General features: G+C 71.7%; 14 protein-coding genes. 3 read left to right on the top strand and 11 right to left on the bottom strand.

Going from position 1 to position 17,495, the window contains the following annotated elements:
- Positions 1-11: 11 nt before the first annotated feature.
- Positions 12-731, top strand: a complete 720-nt coding sequence (locus AB0O07_RS31460) for an ABC transporter permease (protein ID WP_365639760.1) — start codon at positions 12-14, stop codon at positions 729-731.
- Positions 732-1,109: 378 nt separating this feature from the next.
- Entirely contained in the window at positions 1,110-1,802 is a 693-nt protein-coding gene (locus AB0O07_RS31455; protein WP_365639758.1) for a hypothetical protein, read from the top strand.
- Positions 1,803-2,296: 494 nt separating this feature from the next.
- On the opposite strand, the gene AB0O07_RS31450 is transcribed toward AB0O07_RS31455, so the two are convergent.
- From AB0O07_RS31450 to AB0O07_RS31410, 9 genes are all read right to left on the bottom strand, one after another.
- Positions 2,297-3,082: an HAD family hydrolase gene (locus AB0O07_RS31450; protein ID WP_365639942.1), complete on the bottom strand. Its 786-nt coding sequence runs from the start codon at positions 3,080-3,082 to the stop codon at positions 2,297-2,299.
- A 92-nt stretch (positions 3,083-3,174) separates the two neighbouring features.
- Positions 3,175-4,452 carry a serine--tRNA ligase gene (gene serS / locus AB0O07_RS31445; RefSeq protein WP_365639757.1) on the bottom strand — a complete coding sequence of 426 codons (1,278 nt, stop codon included), beginning with the start codon at positions 4,450-4,452 and terminating at the stop codon, positions 3,175-3,177.
- A 651-nt stretch (positions 4,453-5,103) separates the two neighbouring features.
- The gene (gene pheA, locus AB0O07_RS31440) at positions 5,104-6,039 is read right to left on the bottom strand and encodes a prephenate dehydratase (protein ID WP_365639755.1); all 936 of its coding nucleotides are present in this window, start codon (positions 6,037-6,039) and stop codon (positions 5,104-5,106) included.
- Positions 6,040-6,140: 101 nt separating this feature from the next.
- Positions 6,141-7,520 (bottom strand): iron uptake transporter deferrochelatase/peroxidase subunit, encoded by a 1,380-nt coding sequence (efeB, locus tag AB0O07_RS31435; RefSeq protein ID WP_365639754.1) that lies wholly within the window; start codon positions 7,518-7,520, stop codon positions 6,141-6,143.
- 6 nt (positions 7,521-7,526) lie between these two features.
- Positions 7,527-9,665: a copper resistance protein CopC gene (locus tag AB0O07_RS31430; RefSeq protein ID WP_365639752.1), complete on the bottom strand. Its 2,139-nt coding sequence runs from the start codon at positions 9,663-9,665 to the stop codon at positions 7,527-7,529.
- Positions 9,666-9,762: 97 nt separating this feature from the next.
- Positions 9,763-10,224: a copper chaperone PCu(A)C gene (locus AB0O07_RS31425; RefSeq protein WP_365639750.1), complete on the bottom strand. Its 462-nt coding sequence runs from the start codon at positions 10,222-10,224 to the stop codon at positions 9,763-9,765.
- Positions 10,221-10,895: an SCO family protein gene (locus AB0O07_RS31420; protein ID WP_365639748.1), complete on the bottom strand. Its 675-nt coding sequence runs from the start codon at positions 10,893-10,895 to the stop codon at positions 10,221-10,223. Before AB0O07_RS31420 ends, AB0O07_RS31425 begins: the two co-directional genes overlap by 4 nt.
- 150 nt (positions 10,896-11,045) lie before the next feature.
- On the bottom strand, positions 11,046-11,762 hold the full coding sequence (locus tag AB0O07_RS31415; protein WP_365639939.1) for a YcnI family protein: 717 nt from the start codon (positions 11,760-11,762) through the stop codon (positions 11,046-11,048).
- Positions 11,763-12,251: 489 nt separating this feature from the next.
- A complete protein-coding gene (locus AB0O07_RS31410) occupies positions 12,252-13,124 on the bottom strand; it encodes a hypothetical protein (RefSeq protein WP_365639746.1) in 873 nt (290 codons plus the stop codon).
- A 266-nt stretch (positions 13,125-13,390) separates the two neighbouring features.
- On the opposite strand from AB0O07_RS31410, the gene AB0O07_RS31405 reads away from it, so the two are divergent.
- Complete coding sequence (locus AB0O07_RS31405) at positions 13,391-13,861, top strand: ATP-binding protein (protein WP_365639744.1); 471 nt, start codon at positions 13,391-13,393, stop codon at positions 13,859-13,861.
- Positions 13,862-13,913: 52 nt separating this feature from the next.
- Here the strand turns inward: AB0O07_RS31405 and AB0O07_RS31400 are convergent, their stop codons facing one another.
- Together AB0O07_RS31400 and AB0O07_RS31395 are read right to left on the bottom strand one after the other, a co-directional pair.
- The gene (locus tag AB0O07_RS31400) at positions 13,914-15,422 is read right to left on the bottom strand and encodes an aminopeptidase P family protein (RefSeq protein WP_365639742.1); all 1,509 of its coding nucleotides are present in this window, start codon (positions 15,420-15,422) and stop codon (positions 13,914-13,916) included.
- A gap of 116 nt (positions 15,423-15,538) precedes the next feature.
- Positions 15,539-17,104 (bottom strand): PP2C family protein-serine/threonine phosphatase, encoded by a 1,566-nt coding sequence (locus AB0O07_RS31395; protein WP_365639739.1) that lies wholly within the window; start codon positions 17,102-17,104, stop codon positions 15,539-15,541.
- Between the last annotated feature and the right edge of the window lie 391 nt (positions 17,105-17,495).

The following is a 17,495-nucleotide window of genomic DNA, read 5'->3' as shown; positions in this document are numbered from 1 at the left end:
GCTGTGACGTCATGTACAACCCCACAGTCGCCCGGCTCACCTACCGGGCCCTGCTCGGCAGGCGCCGGGCCCTGATCCTCTTCGCGCTGCCCGCGCTGCTGATCCTGATGTCGGTCGTCGTCCGGATGTTCGTCGGCGTGGACGACCGGGTCGCCGCGGAGGTGCTGGGCGGCTTCGCCCTCGCGACGATGGTGCCGCTGATCGGCGTGATCGCCGGTACGGGGGCGATCGGCCCCGAGATCGACGACGGCTCGATCGTCTATCTGCTCTCCAAGCCGGTGAAGCGGTCGGAGATCATCATCACCAAGCTCTTCGTGGCCGTCGCCGTCACCATGGCGTTCTCCGCGATCCCCACCTTTGTCGCGGGGTGGATCCTCAACGGCAACGGCCAGCAGATCGCGATCGCCTACACGGTCGCCGCGCTGGTCGCCTCGATCGCGTACAGCGCGCTCTTCCTGCTGCTCGGCACGGTCAGCCGGCACGCGGTCGTCATCGGCCTCGTCTACGCGCTGGGCTGGGAGGCCCTGTTCGGCAGCCTGGTGGCCGGCGCGCGCACGCTCAGCGTCCAGCAGTGGTCGCTGGCGGTCGCCGAACGGATCGGCACGGGCGACGAGATCACCTCGGACGTGGGGCTGCCGCTGGCGACGACCCTGCTGGTGGCCGTCTCGGTGGCGGCGACCTGGTACGCGAGCCAGAAGCTCCGGACGCTCACGCTGGCCGGCGAGGAGTGAGGGGCGGTGCGGTGATGGTGCTCCTGGGCCGCCGTGGCGCGGAGCCGTGGTGGTTCCGGGCCACGGTGGCGCAGGGACGCCATCACCGCACGGGCGCCGTCGTCGTACGGGCGCCGTCGTCGTACGGGCCGTGCGCGTCGCGTAACGAACGTTCGCGTTTGCCCGTGACGGTACGTTTATCGGCTCGTTGTTCCGTGTGCGTGGAGGCAACTGGAGTTCGTAGCGTCGAGAGTTCGTGAATTCGGGGATTGCCGCCAGCGGTTCGGGAGTGCCCCGCCGCGCCGGTCATTGAGTGAGTAGCCACCGTGAGCCGACCTCCACCCCTGAAGCCCGGGGAGAGGGCCGTCCTTCATCGGTTCACGAACGAAAGGCATGCTCATGCCACCCGAAGCGGCTCTGCTCGAATCGCGCACCATGCGCGACAGCGTGATGACTCGCGTCGAAGTGCTCGACAAGGTGAAGGCCCTCCGGCTGCTGCCGGACGGCGTACACCTCACGACAGACGGTGTCGCCCGCTACTTCGAAGTATCCACAGACGTCATCAGGCAGTTGACCGCACGGCACCGTGCAGAGCTGTCGGAGAACGGTCTGCATGTGCTGCGAGGCTCTGACCTGCGGGAATATCAAAGTGACAACTTGTCACTCTCATCCGGCGAGGGTGGAAGTTATCCACAGAGGCGTTCCAGCCTCACTCTCCACACCCGCCGTGCCGTCCTCAACATCGCCATGCTGCTCCGTGACAGCGACATCGCGCGGTGCGTCCGTACGTATCTCCTCGACGCCGAGGAGGGGTGGCGCGAGGGGTACGCCTCGCTCGACCGGCGCGTGACGGACGTCGAGTCGTGCCTCGGCAGGGTCGGTGTCGCGCTCCAGGAGCTGGGGCCGGTGCTGAACCGGATGTCGTACCGGCTCGACAGCCTCGACCGGCGGCTCGACGCCACCAACCAGGTGGTCGCCGCGATGAGCAACCGGCTCTGCGAGATGTCCGACCGGATCGACCGGGTGGACGCCAAGGTGGATCGCGTCGCTCAGCAGGTGGGGGAGTTGCGGCGAGGCCGTAAGCGCCGCTGATCCCGGACCGGCCGGCCGAGTGGCCCGGGTCCGTCCCGCCGTTGCGCGGCGGGCGGGCCCGGGTCTGTAGGGACAAGCGGCGAGCGGGCCCGGTTCTGTACGGACCACCCGTACGGGACCGGGCCTGTGCGGGCAACCGGGATACCCGTACGGATAACCGGGATACCCGTACGGATAACCGGGATACCCGTACGGATAATCAGTGGCGGACCGGGGCGCATCGGGGCACAGTAGGTGGAGCCGCGGCAAGGCGATGCGCCGGGGCGCACCACAGACCGGGAGCGGAGCGCGACGACGACCGGCTGACCAGTCCGCTGGGTCGGCCGGGTCCTTCGTGCTCCGCAGAGGGCGGCACCGCGCAGGCACCGGAGTAGCCATCACCACTCCGCGCAGCCGCGTGCGTTCCGCCCGGGGGCGGCCGCTTCGAGCGCGCATCCGCGCGGGCCGCCCCTCCCGTACGTTCGTACACCCGTACGCCTGTATGAAGGCGCGGCTCAGCCGAGCAGCAGCCTCTCCAGGACCACCGCGATGCCGTCGTGCATGTTGGACTCCGTGATCTCGTCCGCGACGGCCTTCAGCTCCTGGTGCGCGTTGGCCATCGCCACGCCGTGCCGCGCCCAGCCGAACATCGGAATGTCGTTGGGCATGTCGCCGAACGCGATGGTGTCCGCCGCCGTCACGCCGAGCCGGCGCGCGGCCAGCGAGAGGCCGGTGGCCTTCGTCAGGCCCAGGGGAAGGATCTCCACTATCCCCTCGCCCGCCATCACCACGTCGACCAGGCCGCCGACGGTCGCCCGCGCGGCCTCGGCCAGCGCGTCGTCGTCCAGCTCAGGGTGCTGGATGTAGACCTTGTTGAGCGGCGCCGTCCACAGTTCGGCCGTGTCCTCGACGAGGGTCGCCCGCAGCGGGCCGTCCTGGAGCCGGAAGCCGGGGCCGACCACGACCTCGCCGTCCAGCCCGTCCCGGCTCACGGCCAGCGCGAGCGGGCCGATCCCGCCCTCGATCTTGGCGAGCGCCAGACCGGCGAGCTGCCGGTCCAGCGTCAGCGAGGTCAGCAGCCGGTGCTCACCGGCGTGGTACACCTGCGCCCCCTGCCCGCACACCGCCAGGCCCTCGTACCCGAGGTCGTCCAGGACATGGCGCGTCCAGGGGACGGCACGTCCGGTGACGATGATGTGCGCAGCGCCCGCCGCCGTCACCGCGGCGAGCGCCTCGCGGGTACGCGCCGAGACCGTGCCGTCCTCACGCAGCAGAGTGCCGTCGAGATCGGTCGCGACCAGTCGGTACGGGAACGACGCCCCGCCCGACGGCGCGGACGGCGCGGACGGCGCGGTTCCGGGGGGTACGGCGGCGGCCGGGTCGGGGGTGGTGGTCACTTGGGGGTCGGCTCCAGGAGCGTGCGGCCGCCCAGGTACGGACGGAGCACCTCGGGCACCCGGACCGAGCCGTCGGCCTGCTGGTGGTTCTCCAGGATCGCCACGATCGTGCGCGGCACCGCGCACAGCGTGCCGTTCAGTGTGGCGAGCGGCTTGACCTGCTTGCCCTCGCGCATCCGGACGGAGAGCCTGCGGGCCTGGAAGCCGTCGCAGTTGGACGCCGAGGTCAGCTCGCGGTACTTGCCCTGGGTCGGGATCCACGCCTCGCAGTCGAACTTGCGCGAGGCCGAGGCCCCCAGGTCGCCCGTCGCCACGTCGATCACCTGGAAGGGCAGCTCAAGGCCGGTCAGCCACTGCTTCTCCCACTCCAGCAGCCGCCGGTGCTCGGCCTCGGCGTCCGCCGGGTCGACGTACGAGAACATCTCGACCTTGTCGAACTGGTGGACCCGGAAGATGCCCCGGGTGTCCTTGCCGTACGTACCGGCCTCGCGGCGGAAGCACGGCGAGAAGCCCGCGTACCGCAGCGGCAGCTTGTCGGCCTCGATGATCTCGTCCATGTGGTACGCGGCGAGCGGCACCTCGGACGTGCCCACCAGGTAGTAGTCGTCCTTCTCCAGGTGGTACACGTTCTCGGCGGCCTGGCCGAGGAAGCCCGTGCCCTCCATGGCGCGGGGGCGGACCAGCGCCGGGGTGAGCATCGGGGTGAAGCCGGCCTCGGTGGCCTGCGCGATCGCCGCGTTGACCAGCGCCAGCTCCAGCAGCGCGCCGACCCCGGTCAGGTAGTAGAAGCGCGAGCCCGACACCTTGGCGCCGCGCTCGACGTCGATGGCGCCCAGCGCCTCGCCCAGCTCCAGGTGGTCCTTGGGGGCGAAGCCCTCCGCCTCGAAGTCGCGGATCGCGCCGTGCGTCTCCAGGACGGTGAAGTCCTCCTCGCCGCCCACCGGGACGTCGGGGTGGACCACATTGCCGAGCCGGAGGAGGAGCCGCTTGGCCTCCTCGTCCGCCTCGTGCTGCTCCGCGTCGGCGGCCTTCACGTCCGCCTTGAGCTGCTCCGCCTTCTGGAGCAGCTCGGCGCGCTCCTCGGGGGACGCCTTGGGGATCAGCTTGCCGAGCGACTTCTGCTCGGAGCGCAGCTCGTCGAAGCGCACGCCGGACGACCTGCGCCGCTCGTCGGCGGAGAGCAGGGCGTCGACCAGGTCGACGTCCTCTCCACGGGCGCGCTGGGAGGCGCGAACACGGTCGGGGTCCTCACGAAGCAGGCGAAGGTCAATCACCCCACCAGGCTACCGGTGCGCGCCGACAACACCCCACTCGTTTGCCGGGCCGCCCCGCCCCGTGCCCGTAATGCCGGATTTGTTAAAACTGTCGAGACTGTCGGGAAATCCCTTACGGGTCTTCTGTTGTTCGTCAATAAAAGGGATTGAATTCCTCAGAACGAGGCATTCGGTGGGGCCGCATTGACTCTTGTCGGCTCTCGCTCGCCTTGTGGGCGGAGGGACTTGGGAGCGGCGTGAGGGCCTGGTGGCGGGGGTCGGGCCGGGTGTTGTCCACAGAAAAGCGGCCGTCCCGAAAGTTATCCACAGGCTGTGCGGGAGTTCTGTGGATCCAGGAATGGGCTTCTCCGAAAGCCGGGCGGGGAGTGCGGAAAACGCCTCTTAAACCCACTTCACACACTCATTCGGGTGGGAATTGCTCGCTCTAACGAGTTGATCACGGGAATGAAGGTGACATCCGGGGGTGGCGGGCCTGTGGACGAAAGGAGGGCGACTGCGGAGATATATCGACAGCGCCCGGTCCCCGTTGTCGACTTGTCCCCAGGGCTCACCCCTCGCCTGTGGATAACTCGGCTACTTGTCCACAGGTGAGGCTGTGCACGTACGGATACGGCTGTCCACAGGGAGCGGGCCCGGCCCTCCCCGTATGTCTCAGGCCCGGCCGTCCTGGCTGCGGGCCAGCCAGTCCGCCGCCGCGATGAACGCGGCGTCCGACGTACCGGGGCGTGGCGGCCGTACATCCGCCGGCGACACCCCCGCACGCGGGTACGAGCCGAGGAACCGTACCTTCGGGGACATCCGCTTCAGCCCCATCAGGGCCTCCCCCACCCGGCGGTCCGCGATATGCCCCTCGGCGTCGACGGCGAAGCAGTAGTTGCCGATGCCCGCGCCGGTCGGCCGCGACTGGATCAGCATCAGGTTGACCCCGTGCACCGCGAACTCCTGGAGCAGCTCCAGCAGCGCCCCCGGGTGGTCCTCGCCCAGCCAGATGACCACCGAGGTCTTGTCCGCGCCCGTCGGCGCCGCCGGGCGCGCGGGCCGGCCCACCAGGACGAAGCGGGTCTCCGCGTTCTGCGCGTCGTGGATCTCGCCGACCAGCGGTTCGAGGCCGTACGTCGCCGCCGCGAACTCACCCGCGAAGGCCCCGTCGAACCGGCCCTCCTGCACCAGCCGCGCCCCGTCCGCGTTCGACGCGGCCGACTCCCACACCGCGTCCGGCAGGTGGGCCCGCAGCCAGTTGCGCACCTGCGGCTGGGCCACCGGGTGCCCGGTCACCGTCTTGACGTCGGAGAGCTTCGTCCCCGGCCGGACGAGCAGTGCGAAGGCGATCGGCAGCAGCACCTCGCGGTAGATCATCAGCGGCTCGCCGGTGGCCAGTTCGTCGAGGGTCGCGGTGACCCCGCCCTCCACCGAGTTCTCGATCGGTACGAGGGCCGCGGCGGCCTCTCCGCTCCGTACGGCGTCGAGCGCCGCCGGGACCGACACCATCGGGATCAGTTCCCGGGTGGCGGCTTCGGGGAGGGTACGGAGGGCCGCTTCCGTGAAGGTGCCCTCGGGGCCGAGATACGTATAGCGCGTGGCCGACATATGGTCACCCTAGTGGCCCGGTCGGCCCCCTGCGTCCGTCCCCGGACAATTCATCCCCCCGTACCCGGATATCCGGCCGCGCATGTGGGTAGGAGGGCACCTCAGGATTCCAGGAGGCGCTGCCCCACGTACTCGCCCTTCCGCGCGCCGCCCGGGACCGCGAAGAGACCGCTCGACTCGTGCCGGATGAAGGCCGACAGCGCGTCCCCCCGGTCGAGCTTGCGCTGCACCGGAACGAACCCCTTGAGCGGGTCGGCCTGCCAGCAGATGAAGAGCAGCCCGGCGTCCGGGGTGCCGTCGGAGTCGATGCCGTCGTGGAAGGAGAAGGGGCGGCGCAGCATGGCCGCCCCGCCGTTGGTATCCGGCCGGGTGATCCGGGCATGCGCGTTGACGGGGATCACCGGCTTGCCGTCGGGTCCCAGCTTGTCGAGGTCGGGCTCGGTGGTCTCCGTACCGCCGGAGAGGGGGGCTCCGTCGGACTTGCGGCGCCCGATGACCTGCTCCTGCCGGGCGACAGAGAGCCGCTCCCAGTCGTCCAGGAGCATCCGGATCCGCCGTACGACGGCGTAGGAGCCGTCGGCCATCCACTCCGGAGTACCGGCCGGCACCTTCGCCGGTACGAAGATCCGCTGATCGAAGTCGGGGTCGGCGGGCTTGGGGTTACGGGTGCCGTCGACCTGGCCCATGAGGTTGCGGGCGGTCATGGGCTGGTCGGTGGCGCCGGGGGAGCGGTTGAACCCGTTCATCTGCCAGCGCACCCGGGCCGCCGCTCCCGCCTCCTTCTGGAGCGTACGGAGGGCGTGGAAGGCGACCAGCGCGTCGTCGGCGCCGATCTGGATCCACAGGTCGCCCTCGCCGCGCGCGGCGTCGAGGCGGTCGGACGAGAAAGCGGGGAGCGGGTCGAGGGCGGCGGGGCGGTGCGCGGTGAGCTTCGTACGGTCGAAGAAGCTGTGGCCGAATCCGAAGGTCACGGTGAGCGAGGAAGGGCCGGCGTCCAGGGAGATCCCGGTGTCGTGGCCGCCGGTGGCCGGGGTTCCGGTACCGCCCTCCGCCCCGGTACGGGCGTTCACGGGCTCCCCGGCCATCAGCGCCTCCGCCGCGGCCGACCAGCGGCGCAGCAGCGCGGCTGCCTCGGTACGGCCCGCCCCGGGGACGAGGTCGAAGGCGACCAGATGGCCCCGGGCGTGCGCCGGGGTGGTGATACCGGGCTGGCGCGCCCCGTGGAAGGGGACGGCGTCGGTGCCGACGGTGGTGAGCGCGGTGACCGGGGCCGGGCGGCGTGCGGTGGTGTACGCGGCGGCTCCGGCGGCGCCGAGCGCGAGCCCGGCGGCCCCGGCGGCGCCCGCCGTGGAGAGCAGCCGCCTCCTGGTGACGGTGGCGGCCGCCGGTCCTTCCGGTTCCGCCGTGGTGACGGTGGCGGCGGGGCGGTCCGGCGGGGGCGGAGTGCCGGGGGCGGTCGGGTTCTGCCGGGTATCACTCACGGTGGGTCAGCCGATCTTCACGTTCTTGTCGACGGTGATCTGGTCGATGTCCGAGGTCCGCACGGTGACCTCCAGCTTCCAGTCGCCGGGCATGGGGAGCAGGACGGGGTCCGCGGTCCATTTTCCGTCGCCCGCGCGCTCCGGGACGACCGGCAGCGGGCCGATCTTCTTGGCGGTGAGGGTGAAGGCGAACTTCAGCTCGGCCACGTTCATGGCCCTGCCCTCGGAGTCGTCGACGTAGATGTCGGCGACATTGGGGCCGGGGCCCGCCGGGTCGAGGCTGAACCTGATGGTGCCCCGGCCGTCCTTGCCGCCGGTGTCGAAGGGCAGGGTGACCATGGCGGGACCGGCCGGCTCGGCGGTGGCCGCCGAGCCGGCCCGCTCGGCCTCCTGCTCGGCGGTACGGCCGGGCTCGGTGGAGGTCAGCACGGTCGTGACGGCGAGGAGTACGACGGCCACGCCCGCCTCGGCGAGAACGGAGCGGCGTAGTCCGGTCCGCTGCGGGTCACCGTCACGGATGAGTTTCTGGCGTGTGCTCGCCATTGCGGCTTCCTGGCGCTTGAGCTGGGTAGCTCTCTCCGCGTCACCGACGACGGTGGTCACCGCGGCGGACTCGGGCTCACTCCCGGTCCCCGGCTCCGCCGCGGCTTCGGCCTTCGCCGCCGCCTTCGCCGCCGCCTTCGGTGTTGCCGTTGCCGTTGCCGTTGCCGTTGCCGTTGCTGTTGCCGCTGTCTCTGTCTCTGTCTCTGTCTCTGCGTCAGCTCCCTTTTCCTCCTCCGCGCGGGCCACGGTCCGCTCCGCGAGCCGCCCGGTCCAGCGGCGGGAGAACCAGGCGAGGACGACCATGACGGCCACCAGCCCGACCTTGACCAGAAGGAGTCGCCCGTATGACGTTCCCCCGAGCGCCGACCACGTGCCCACCTGCCGCCACGACTGGTACAGCCCGGTCACGGTGACGAGGACGACGCTGCCGAAGGCGATGCGCGAGAAGCGCCGGATCGCCGCGGTCTCCATGAGGGGCGCCTTGTAGAGAGCGACGAGCAGCGCCGCCAGCCCGCCGAGCCATACGGCCACGCCCAGCAGGTGCAGGACGTCCACGGGCATGGCGATGCCGGGCTGGATCCCGGTCGAGGCGTGCTCGGCGAGCGCCCAGGTAGCGGCGATTCCGGCGGCGATGACGATGCCGCCTATCCCGAGTCCGAACGCGAGGTCGTTCTTGGCGGGCGTCTCGGGAGCCTCGGGAGGCGTGGATGCCGCGGGCTTCTCGCCGCCCTCGGTCTCCTCGGCCTGGTCCGTTCCCTCGGCACCCTCCGCCCGCTCCGTCTTCTCCGGCTGCTCGCGTTGGGCGTACGCGCCGAAGAGCACGGCGATGAAGAGAGCGGCGGCGCCGAGCAGCAGGAGGCGGGAGACCAGGGCCGCGCCGGTCTTGGTGGTCAGGACGTCCTGGAGCCCGGCGAGGTCGAACGCGTCGGTCAGCGGGCCCGCCGCGGTGTACGGGGTGCGCAGGAGCAGCATGGCGAGCGTGGCGGCGGTGAGGGTGAGCCAGCTCCGGACGATCAGCCGCTGGAGGGAGCGTACGGAGGCGCCGCGCTGCCAGCAGATGAGGATGAAGGCCGTGCCGCCCACGAGCAGGATGAACCCGGCGTACGAGAGGTAGCGGGTGATGTCGTAGAGGGCGCCCACGAGCCCGCCGCCGGCCTTCTGTTCGGGGACGGTGGCGGTGGTCGGGGAGGGCGCTCCGATGGAGAAGGTGAAGGCGCCGGAGATGGGGTGGCTGTCGGCGGAGACCACGCGCCAGGCGACGGTGTAGGTGCCGTCGGCCAGGCCGGGCTTGAGCCCGACGGCGTACTTCACGGTGGAGCCGGTGCTCAGGTTGTCGATCTTGCCGGCGTCGACGCGCTTGCTGTCCGGATCGAGTACGCGGATCGAGTCGTTCCCCAGGGCGACCTGTTCCGAGAAGGTGAGGGCGATGTTCGGAGGGGCGGTGGCGACCACCGACCCGTCCTCGGGGCTGCTCCCGGTGAGTGCTGCGTGCGCCGATGCCGTGCCGGAGAACACGGTGAGTACGGTGCCGAAGAGCACCGTGGTGACGAGAAGCAGCCGCACCAGGGATACGGCTCCGAAGCGCGGGGCGATGGCTGTCATAGGTCTCTCAGTCCCTCGGTCTGGGGTCCCGGCCGGCGGGGGCGCGTCCCCGGAGGTGGCGGGCGCGGCCCCGCCGGCCGGCGGCGGAGGAGCGTGCTCAGTGGTGGGCGGGGTTGTAGTTGGTCTCCTTCACGGGAAGCTCGGCCTTGATCGGGTCGGCCTTCTCGAAGTGCAGTTCGATGGAGATCTTCTGGCCCTGCTCGGGGCGGGACTTGAGGTTCATGAACATCAGATGGTTTCCGCCCCGGCCGAGGTCGAGTTCGCCGCCGGCCGGGATGTCGAGGGACTTCACCTCCCGCATCGTCTGCCGGTCGGTCCGGTGGATGGTGATGTCGTCGGAGATGTCACTGGTGACGGAGGTGAGCTTGTCGTCGGTGTCACCGCTGTTGGTGACGGTCAGGAAGCCCGCGCCGAGATCGTTGACGGGGCGGGGCATATAGCCGCCGCTGACGGTGAGTTCGGGGGCGTCGGGGGAGGAGGAACAGGCGGTCAGTGCGGTCAGTGTCAGAGCGAGGGTGATTCCGGCGGTGAGTACGGGGGAGATGGCGCGCCGGTTCACGGGGTCTCGCCCTTGACGATCTTGGGGAGGTCCTTGGCGTAATCGTCCGAGGTGGCGTCCTCGCCGTACAGCACGTATCCGGCATCCGTCTTCGGGGAGAAGGCGATGACCTGGGTGCCGTGCATGGAGACGGTGGTGCCGTCCTTCTCCTTCTTCGGGGCGTCGATACCGATACCGAGCTGCCGCGCGCCCGCCTGGATGGTCGGGAAGTCGCCGGTCAGCCCGGTGAAGGACGGGTCGCCCGCGCTGGGCAGCCACTTGGCCAGCTCGGCGGAGGTGTCCCGCTCGGGGTCGGTGGTGACGAAGACGACCTGGAGCTTCTCCCGGTCCGCCGCGCTGAGCGACTTCCTGGCGATGGCGATGTTGCTCATCGTCAGCGGGCAGGCGTCCGGGCAGTTGGTGTAGCCGAAGTAGATCAGCGTCGGCTTGCCCTTGGTCTCCTCGCGGAGGTCGTACTCCTTGCCGTGGGTGTCCTTGAGGACGAGGTCCGGCTTCTTGAAGGGCTGGTCGAGTACGGTCGCGGCCTTGGTCTTCGCCTGGGTCGAGACATCGGCGACCGGCTTCGCCGAGTCGTCGCCGCTGCCGCAGGCGGTGAGGGTGAGGGCGGCCACGGCCGCGAGGGCCGCCGTGGTGGTCACGGTCTTGAGGGTCTTCGGGGTGCGGTTGCGCATGGGGCTGGTTCCTGGTGGTGAGTGGGGTGGCGGCCCCGGACGGGCGGGACGGGACCGGGAAGTCCCAGCCTCGCCCGCCGTGGCCGCGTCGTGCGGGGTGCGAGGGGTACGGCGTGTCCGGCCGGCGCCGTACCCCGGGGCGGCGGCCGGTCAGCCGGTGGTACGGCGCCGGCCGGCCAGGACGCCGAAGGCCACCCCGGCGCCGCCGACGAGGATCCCGACGACGCCGAGGACGCGGGCGGTGGTGTCGCTGCCGCCGGCCGAGGCGGTCTCGGTGGCGGTGTCGTGGGCCGAGGACGTGGTGCTGGTCTTCGCGGCGTCGGCGCCGTCACCGCCACCGCCGTGTCCGTCCCCGGTGGCCGCGGTGAGCTTCAGCACGGGTGCGGGGGACTCGGGCTCCTCCTCGCCGTCCTTGGGCACCTCGATCCACCGGACGACCTCCTTGTCGTCGTACGTCTGGAGGGCCTTGAAGACGAGCTGGTCGGTGTCCTCGGGGAGCTGCCCGACGGAGAGCGGGAACTGCTGGAACTGACCGGGGCCGATCTTGCCGTCCTCGGCGGTCCAGGTGACCTTGGAGACGGCCTCGTTGACGGTGTTGCCGTGCATGGTCAGCGGCTTGGCCAGCTTCTCCTTCGTGACGTCGACCTTCCAGCCGGGCACGGGCTGCGGCATCACCGAGGCCAGCGGGTGGTCGGTGGGGAAGTTCACCTCGACCTTGACGGTGGAGGCGTTGTCCTTCTCGTTGGGCACCTTGAAGTTGATGACGGCGTAGCCGCCCTTGGCGGCCTCCCCCTGCGGCTGCACGCTGACATGCGCGGAAGCGGGCCCGGCCACCAGGAGGAGCGCGGAGGCGGCGACCCCGCCCACGACGGCGAGCCGGGCGGCGGCGGAGGCGCCGGAAGTGCCGGAGCCACGCCTGGGGCGCGAGGGAAGTGAGGGGAACGAGGGGAGCGAAGAGAAAGAGGGGAACACGGAGTACTCCAGGGAAGAAGGAAGAGGCGATCGGTCGATGGGCCTGCCGACGGCTCACCCGGCCAGGACCGGCCACGGCGCGTACCCGCGCCGCGTACCCGGGGATACGTACGTACGGGCTCCGTCCGGTACTACGGCGCCACGGCCACGGGGCCACAGGGCTGGGAGGTTCCGTACGTACGGGAGGTACGCGAGCGGGACGGCGCGCGGCGGCACTCCCCCGGCGGGTCCCGGTGCGGAGGTGTGTCCTCCGGTACGGCGGCGGGTCCCCGGCAGGGCGGCGGGTCCCCCGGCTACGGAGGAAGCCGCCGTGCCGGGCAGGTCCGCCGTGCCGGGAAGGCGCGCGGGGCCGGGGAGGCCCCTGGGCGGGTCCGGGGAGGCCGGTCAGGCCGCGAGAGCGCAGTCGGCCGGCGGGCCGCGCCTGATCACCGTGTGCTGGAGCGCTTCCCCGCCCGGCACCGGGGGGACGCCGTACGAGGCGGCGTACGCGGCGCGCGGCCCGGGCCCCGGCACGCCGGGGAGACCGGCGCACAGGGCCCGTACCAGCGCGAAGGCGGCGCGCAGGGCGCGCAGCGGCGCGCTCTCCGTGACCTCGCCGATGCCCTCCGCCGAGAGTCTGCCGAGCCGCAGCAGCGCCAGGTCGCCACGGCGCAGCAGCCAGCCGGCGGCGAGGGCGGCCAGCAGGTGCGCGAGCATCATCGGTACGGAGGGCAGCAGCCCTTCGCCCGTACCGGCGCCCGATGCGGAGAGCGCGTCGGTGGCGGCGGTGCCGACCGCCGCCATGTGGTGATGGGCGGCGCCTGCCACGGCGTCCGCCGAGCCCACGGCTCCCACGGCCCCCGAGGACCCCGGTGCGGAGACGCCCGCCTCGGCGAGTATCCGCTGTGCGTCGACCGGGCTCAGCGAGGCGGCGCCCGCCCCGCAGACGAAGCGCGCGGCCATCCGGATCAGCAGGTCCTCGTGGCCGGCCGGGACCGCGATCCGGTGCTGGCCGATCCCGAACACCGTGTGCAGCCCGAGCTGGCCGCCGGTCAGCGCGATGACGATGGAGGGGGTGGAACGGACGCGTCCGGCCAGCGGCGCGGCGGCCGCGAAGACCCCCAGGAACCCGACGAGCAGCGTCCACCAGGGGACCGGCGCGCAGGCCGCCATGGCGTGTCCCGTCGCCGACAGCACGACGCAGACCGCGGTGAAGACCGCGGCCCTCAGCAGCCGGGGCGCGGCTCCGGCTCGGATGCGGACGGGGCGACAGGACATGGCCGGGTCATCATCGCACTGCGGTACGGGGCTCCGTAGGGCAGGTCCGGAAGGTCAGCCTCTGTCCCGGCTCCGCCCTCTTCGCGCTCTATACACGGAGCGAGTCGCCCTCGCATCCGCCGAACGAGGGCCAACACGTCAAACGTGTGCTTACGGAGGGGCGGCCGGGGCAATACGTATCGGTATGTCGAGCCGCGGGAGCCGCAGATGCGGCCGTGGCCGGAAACGAGCGGCAGCCTGAACAGCCGCGGCCAGGAGGCTGACGCATGAGCATCTGGTGGTCCCTCCACTTGCGGCGCGACGCCGCGAGTGTTCCGCTCGCCCGGCGCCTGCTGCTCGACGCCATGCGCACCGAGGGCGTCGATCCGGACATTTCCTTCGATCTGTCGGTCGCCCTCACGGAGGCGTGCGCCAACGCCGTCGAGCATGGCGGGGCCGTACGCGGCCCGGGGGAGGCGCCCGGGGCGTACCGGGTGACCGCGTATCTCGACGGCGCGCGCTGCCGTATCGAAGTGGCCGATTCCGGCCCCGGGTTCCCGGCCCGGCGGCTGCTGCGGCGGCGGGCCACGGCGGCGGCCGCGACCGCCGCCGCGACCGCCGAGAGCGGGCGCGGGCTCCGCATGATCGAGCAGCTCGCGGACCATGTGCATGTCCGCAGCCGGCCGGGGCGGGGCGCCGTCGTCAGCTTCGACAAGATCCTGAAGCGGCGCGAGGACGCCCTGCTGAGCTTGGGCTGAGGCCGGAAGGGAAGCCGAGCCGGATCCGGAACCGGAACCGGAACCGGAGCGGTCAGGCCTGCTTGAGCGCCGCCATCCACGCCTCGACCTCGTCGGCCCGGCGCGGCAGCGCCGCCGAGAGGTTCCGGTTGCCGTCCGCGGTGACGAGGATGTCGTCCTCGATCCGGACACCGATCCCCCGGTACTCCTCCGGCACGGTCAGGTCGTCGGTCTGGAAGTAGAGCCCCGGCTCGACGGTCAGGCACATCCCCGGCTCCAGCGTCCCGTCCACGTACGCCTCCCGCCGCGCCGCGGCGCAGTCGTGGACGTCGAGGCCGAGCATGTGGCCGGTGCCGTGCAGGGTCCAGCGGCGCTGGAGCCCCAGTTCGAGAACGCGCTCGACCGGGCCCTCCAGCAGCCCCCACGCGACCAGCCGCTCGGCGAGCACACGCTGCGCCGCGTCGTGGAAGTCGCGGTACTTCGCGCCCGGGCGGACCGCGGCGATGCCGGCCTCCTGGGCGTCGTACACCGCGTCGTAGATCTTCCGCTGGAGCTCGCTGTAGCGCCCGTTGACCGGCAACGTACGGGTGACGTCGGCGGTGTACAGGGTGTGCGTCTCCACCCCGGCGTCGAGGAGCAGCAGGTCACCGGAGCGTACGTCGCCGTCGTTGCGCACCCAGTGCAGGGTGGTGGCGTGCGGGCCCGCCGCGCAGATCGAGCCGTAGCCGATGTCGTTGCCCTCGACACGGGCGCGCAGGAAGAAGGTGCCTTCGATGTAGCGCTCGCTGGTGGCCTCGGCCTTGTCGAGGACCCGCACGACGTCCTCGAAGCCCCGCACGGTCGAGTCGACGGCCTTCTGCAACTCGCCGATCTCGAAGTCGTCCTTCACGGCGCGCGCCTCGGAGAGGTACACGCGCAGCTCCTCGTCGCGCTCGGCCGTCACCTTGTCGGCCAGGGCCGCCTCGACACCGGCGTCGTGGCCCCGTACGGCGCGGACGGGGCCGGTGGCCTCCGCGAGCGCCTTGGGCAGCTCCCGCACGTCCGACGCGGGCAGGCCGAGGAGCTGTCGCGCCTCGTCGAGGGAGTGCCGGCGGCCGACCCACAGCTCGCCCTGGCCGTCCAGCCAGAACTCGCCGTTCTCGCGGTTGGAGCGCGGCAGCAGGTGGATGGTGGCCCGGTGCCCCTCGGCGGTGGGCTCCAGCACGAGCACGCCGTCCTGGGTCTGGTCACCGGTGAGGTACGTGTACTCCGTGGACGCCCGGAACGGGTACTCGGTGTCGTTGGAGCGGGTCTTCAGGTTCCCGGCGGGGACCACCAGGCGCTCGCCGGGGAAGCGCGCGGAGAGCGCGGCGCGGCGGGCGGCGGTCTCGGCGGCCTGGGGGATGGGGGCCAGACCGTGCAGGGCGGTGTCGGCCCAGCCGGTCTTCATGTTCTCGGTGAGTTCGTCGGACACGGCCGCGTACAGTCCGTTCTTCCGCTGCTTGATCGGTTCTTCCGCCGTCTCCGGGGTCTCCGGGGTCGCCGGTTCCGGTTCGGGGGTCTCCGGGGTCGCCGGGGTTTCCGGGATGCGCTCCTCGGCCACGTCATCTCCTTGTGCGAAAGACCGTTTTTTCCATCGTATGCGCGGAGGGAAGAGGGGCCGGAGGTCCGGCGGCCGGCGGCCCGGCGCCGTCCGTCGGCCGAGCCCGGCGCTCCCTGTCAGTCGAAGCGGGCGGCGAGCAGCACGATGTCCCCGTCCCCCGGTGTGCCCCCCGGTCCGTCACTCGGTCCGTCCTCCTCCGGGCAGAGGGTGCGCAGCACATGGTCCGCGATCCTGCCGGGGTCATGGCGCGCGGCGGCCGGGACGCTCGCGGCCGCCGTATGGAGGCGAGCGAAGGCGCGGTCCATAGGGGCGCCGGTACGGTGCAGCAGCCCATCTGTGTAGAACAGCAACGTTTCGCCCGGCGCGAGCCACAGATCCACGCTCGGCGCCTGCCAGCAGGAGAGCATTCCGAGCGGCGCCGAGACGGCCGTCTCGGCGAATTCGGTGCGCCGCGCCCCGACGATCAGCGGGGGCGCGTGGCCCGCCCCGGCGAGCACGATCTTGCGCGGGCCCGGCTCGGCGTACGCGAAGAGCGCGGTGGAGGTACGGGCCGGTTCGGTGATCCGGAGCAGCAGTTCCAGGTCGGAGAGGACGGCGACGGGGTCCTCGCCCTCCATCACGGCGTACGCGCGCAGGGCGGCGCGGAGCCGGGCCGCGGCGGCGAGCGCGCCGGGCCCCGAGCCGCTGACGGAGCCGACGGCGAGGCTCAGGGCGCCGTCGGGGAGCGGCAGGGCGTCGTACCAGCCGTCGCCGCCGCGCAGCTCCGCGTACGCGTCCGGGGCGCCGGTGTCCTCGGGCGGGCCGGGGTACGGGGCGCGGGCGGCGCGTGGGGCGGGGCGGTGGCGCGCGGCCAGCCGTACGCCGGGGAGCCGGGGGAGCCGGGCTGGCCGCAGCTCCTCGGCGAGGGCGGCGGCGCGGGCCCGGGTCCGCGCCTGCTCCAGCAGCCGGTCCAGATGGGCGGCGGCATGGCGGGCGTAGAGGCCGACGAGATGGCGCCGCCGCTCGGCGGGCTCCCCGGGCTCGTCGTAGAGCCAGACCGCCACCCCGAGTTGCCGCCGTCCCGGCCCGGCGGCCGCTTCCGTACGCAGGGGTACGGCGTAACTCGCCCCGCACCCCAGCCGGGCTGCGACCTCCCGGTGGCGCGGGTCGACGGCGGGGTCGCCGAAGAGATCGGGCTCCGCGACCCCGTCGCCGGAAGCGGAACTGGAGCCGGAAGTGGAACCCGTCCCCGTCCCCGCATCCGCACCCGCACCCGCACCCGTATCCGCATCCGTACCCGCATCCGTACCCGAAGCGCCGCCGAGCAGCAGCCGGCCGTACGCGCTCGCGTGGCGCGGCACCGTTTCGAGGTGGCCGATATCCGCACGGGAGAGGCCGAGTCCGACCGTGGTGGCGGGGCCGGGCCCGTCGGCCGGTTCCAGGATCACCACCCCGCGCGGCGCGCCGGTCAGGGCGGCTCCGGCGCGCAGGAGTTCATCGAGCGCGGCGTCCGGGGTACGGGTTCTCGACAGGCGTTCCACCAGCTCGTGGAGGGTGGTCAGATCCGAGACCCAGGCGGCCAGCCGGTCCTGGATCAGCGCGCCAGGGGGCGCCGGGATGACCTCACGCGGCGCGGGAGTCTGCGGGGGAGCGGTCACCGCTGAATCGATTCCAGCCACTTTCGGCGAGTTAGGGGCGGTCATCGCGGTCGCTTCCCAGTGGGTGCGTATCGCTCCATACCATCGCAAACCCCCATGTCATTCCGCGCGGCTGGCAATGCATCCACATGTACACGCACAGCAGATGCAATGTCCAGCATTGTCCTGGTGCACCGGTGGATTTCTGTGGGATCCTGAACTTGGCCGAAAAACGACCCCCGTGACCATGTTTTGCGGTCGACTGAGTGCGTTCAACAGGGGATCTGCCAGGGCTGGTTTCCATAACAACCCTGGTGGAGCGTCATAGAGCGTCATTCCGAACGCGAGCGTCATTCCGTATCTGATGGGTACGTAAACGGTGACGGACAGGGGCAGTTGGGACCGCCCCGGAACCTGGCGGGCGGCCATGGCGTCTTAACCGCCACAAGCCACACCC

The organism is Streptomyces sp. NPDC093085, assembly GCF_040683935.1.
Classification (GTDB): domain Bacteria; phylum Actinomycetota; class Actinomycetes; order Streptomycetales; family Streptomycetaceae; genus Streptomyces.
The sequence above is the reverse complement of the archived record's forward strand: the minus strand, read 5'-3'. Positions and strand labels throughout refer to the sequence as shown.

What these genes read in the sequence shown, in the direction of transcription:
- pheA (WP_365639755.1), bottom strand. Translation starts at nt 6,039, where the DNA reads ATGTCGGCCACGCGCTATACGTATCTCGGCCCCGAGGGCACCTTCACG.
- AB0O07_RS31395 (WP_365639739.1), bottom strand. Translation starts at nt 17,104, where the DNA reads ATGACCGCCCCTAACTCGCCGAAAGTGGCTGGAATCGATTCAGCGGTG.
- AB0O07_RS31455 (WP_365639758.1), top strand. Translation starts at nt 1,110, where the DNA reads ATGCCACCCGAAGCGGCTCTGCTCGAATCGCGCACCATGCGCGACAGC.
- AB0O07_RS31405 (WP_365639744.1), top strand. Translation starts at nt 13,391, where the DNA reads ATGAGCATCTGGTGGTCCCTCCACTTGCGGCGCGACGCCGCGAGTGTT.
- AB0O07_RS31460 (WP_365639760.1), top strand. Translation starts at nt 12, where the DNA reads ATGTACAACCCCACAGTCGCCCGGCTCACCTACCGGGCCCTGCTCGGC.
- AB0O07_RS31410 (WP_365639746.1), bottom strand. Translation starts at nt 13,124, where the DNA reads ATGTCCTGTCGCCCCGTCCGCATCCGAGCCGGAGCCGCGCCCCGGCTG.
- AB0O07_RS31430 (WP_365639752.1), bottom strand. Translation starts at nt 9,665, where the DNA reads ATGACAGCCATCGCCCCGCGCTTCGGAGCCGTATCCCTGGTGCGGCTG.
- AB0O07_RS31420 (WP_365639748.1), bottom strand. Translation starts at nt 10,895, where the DNA reads ATGCGCAACCGCACCCCGAAGACCCTCAAGACCGTGACCACCACGGCG.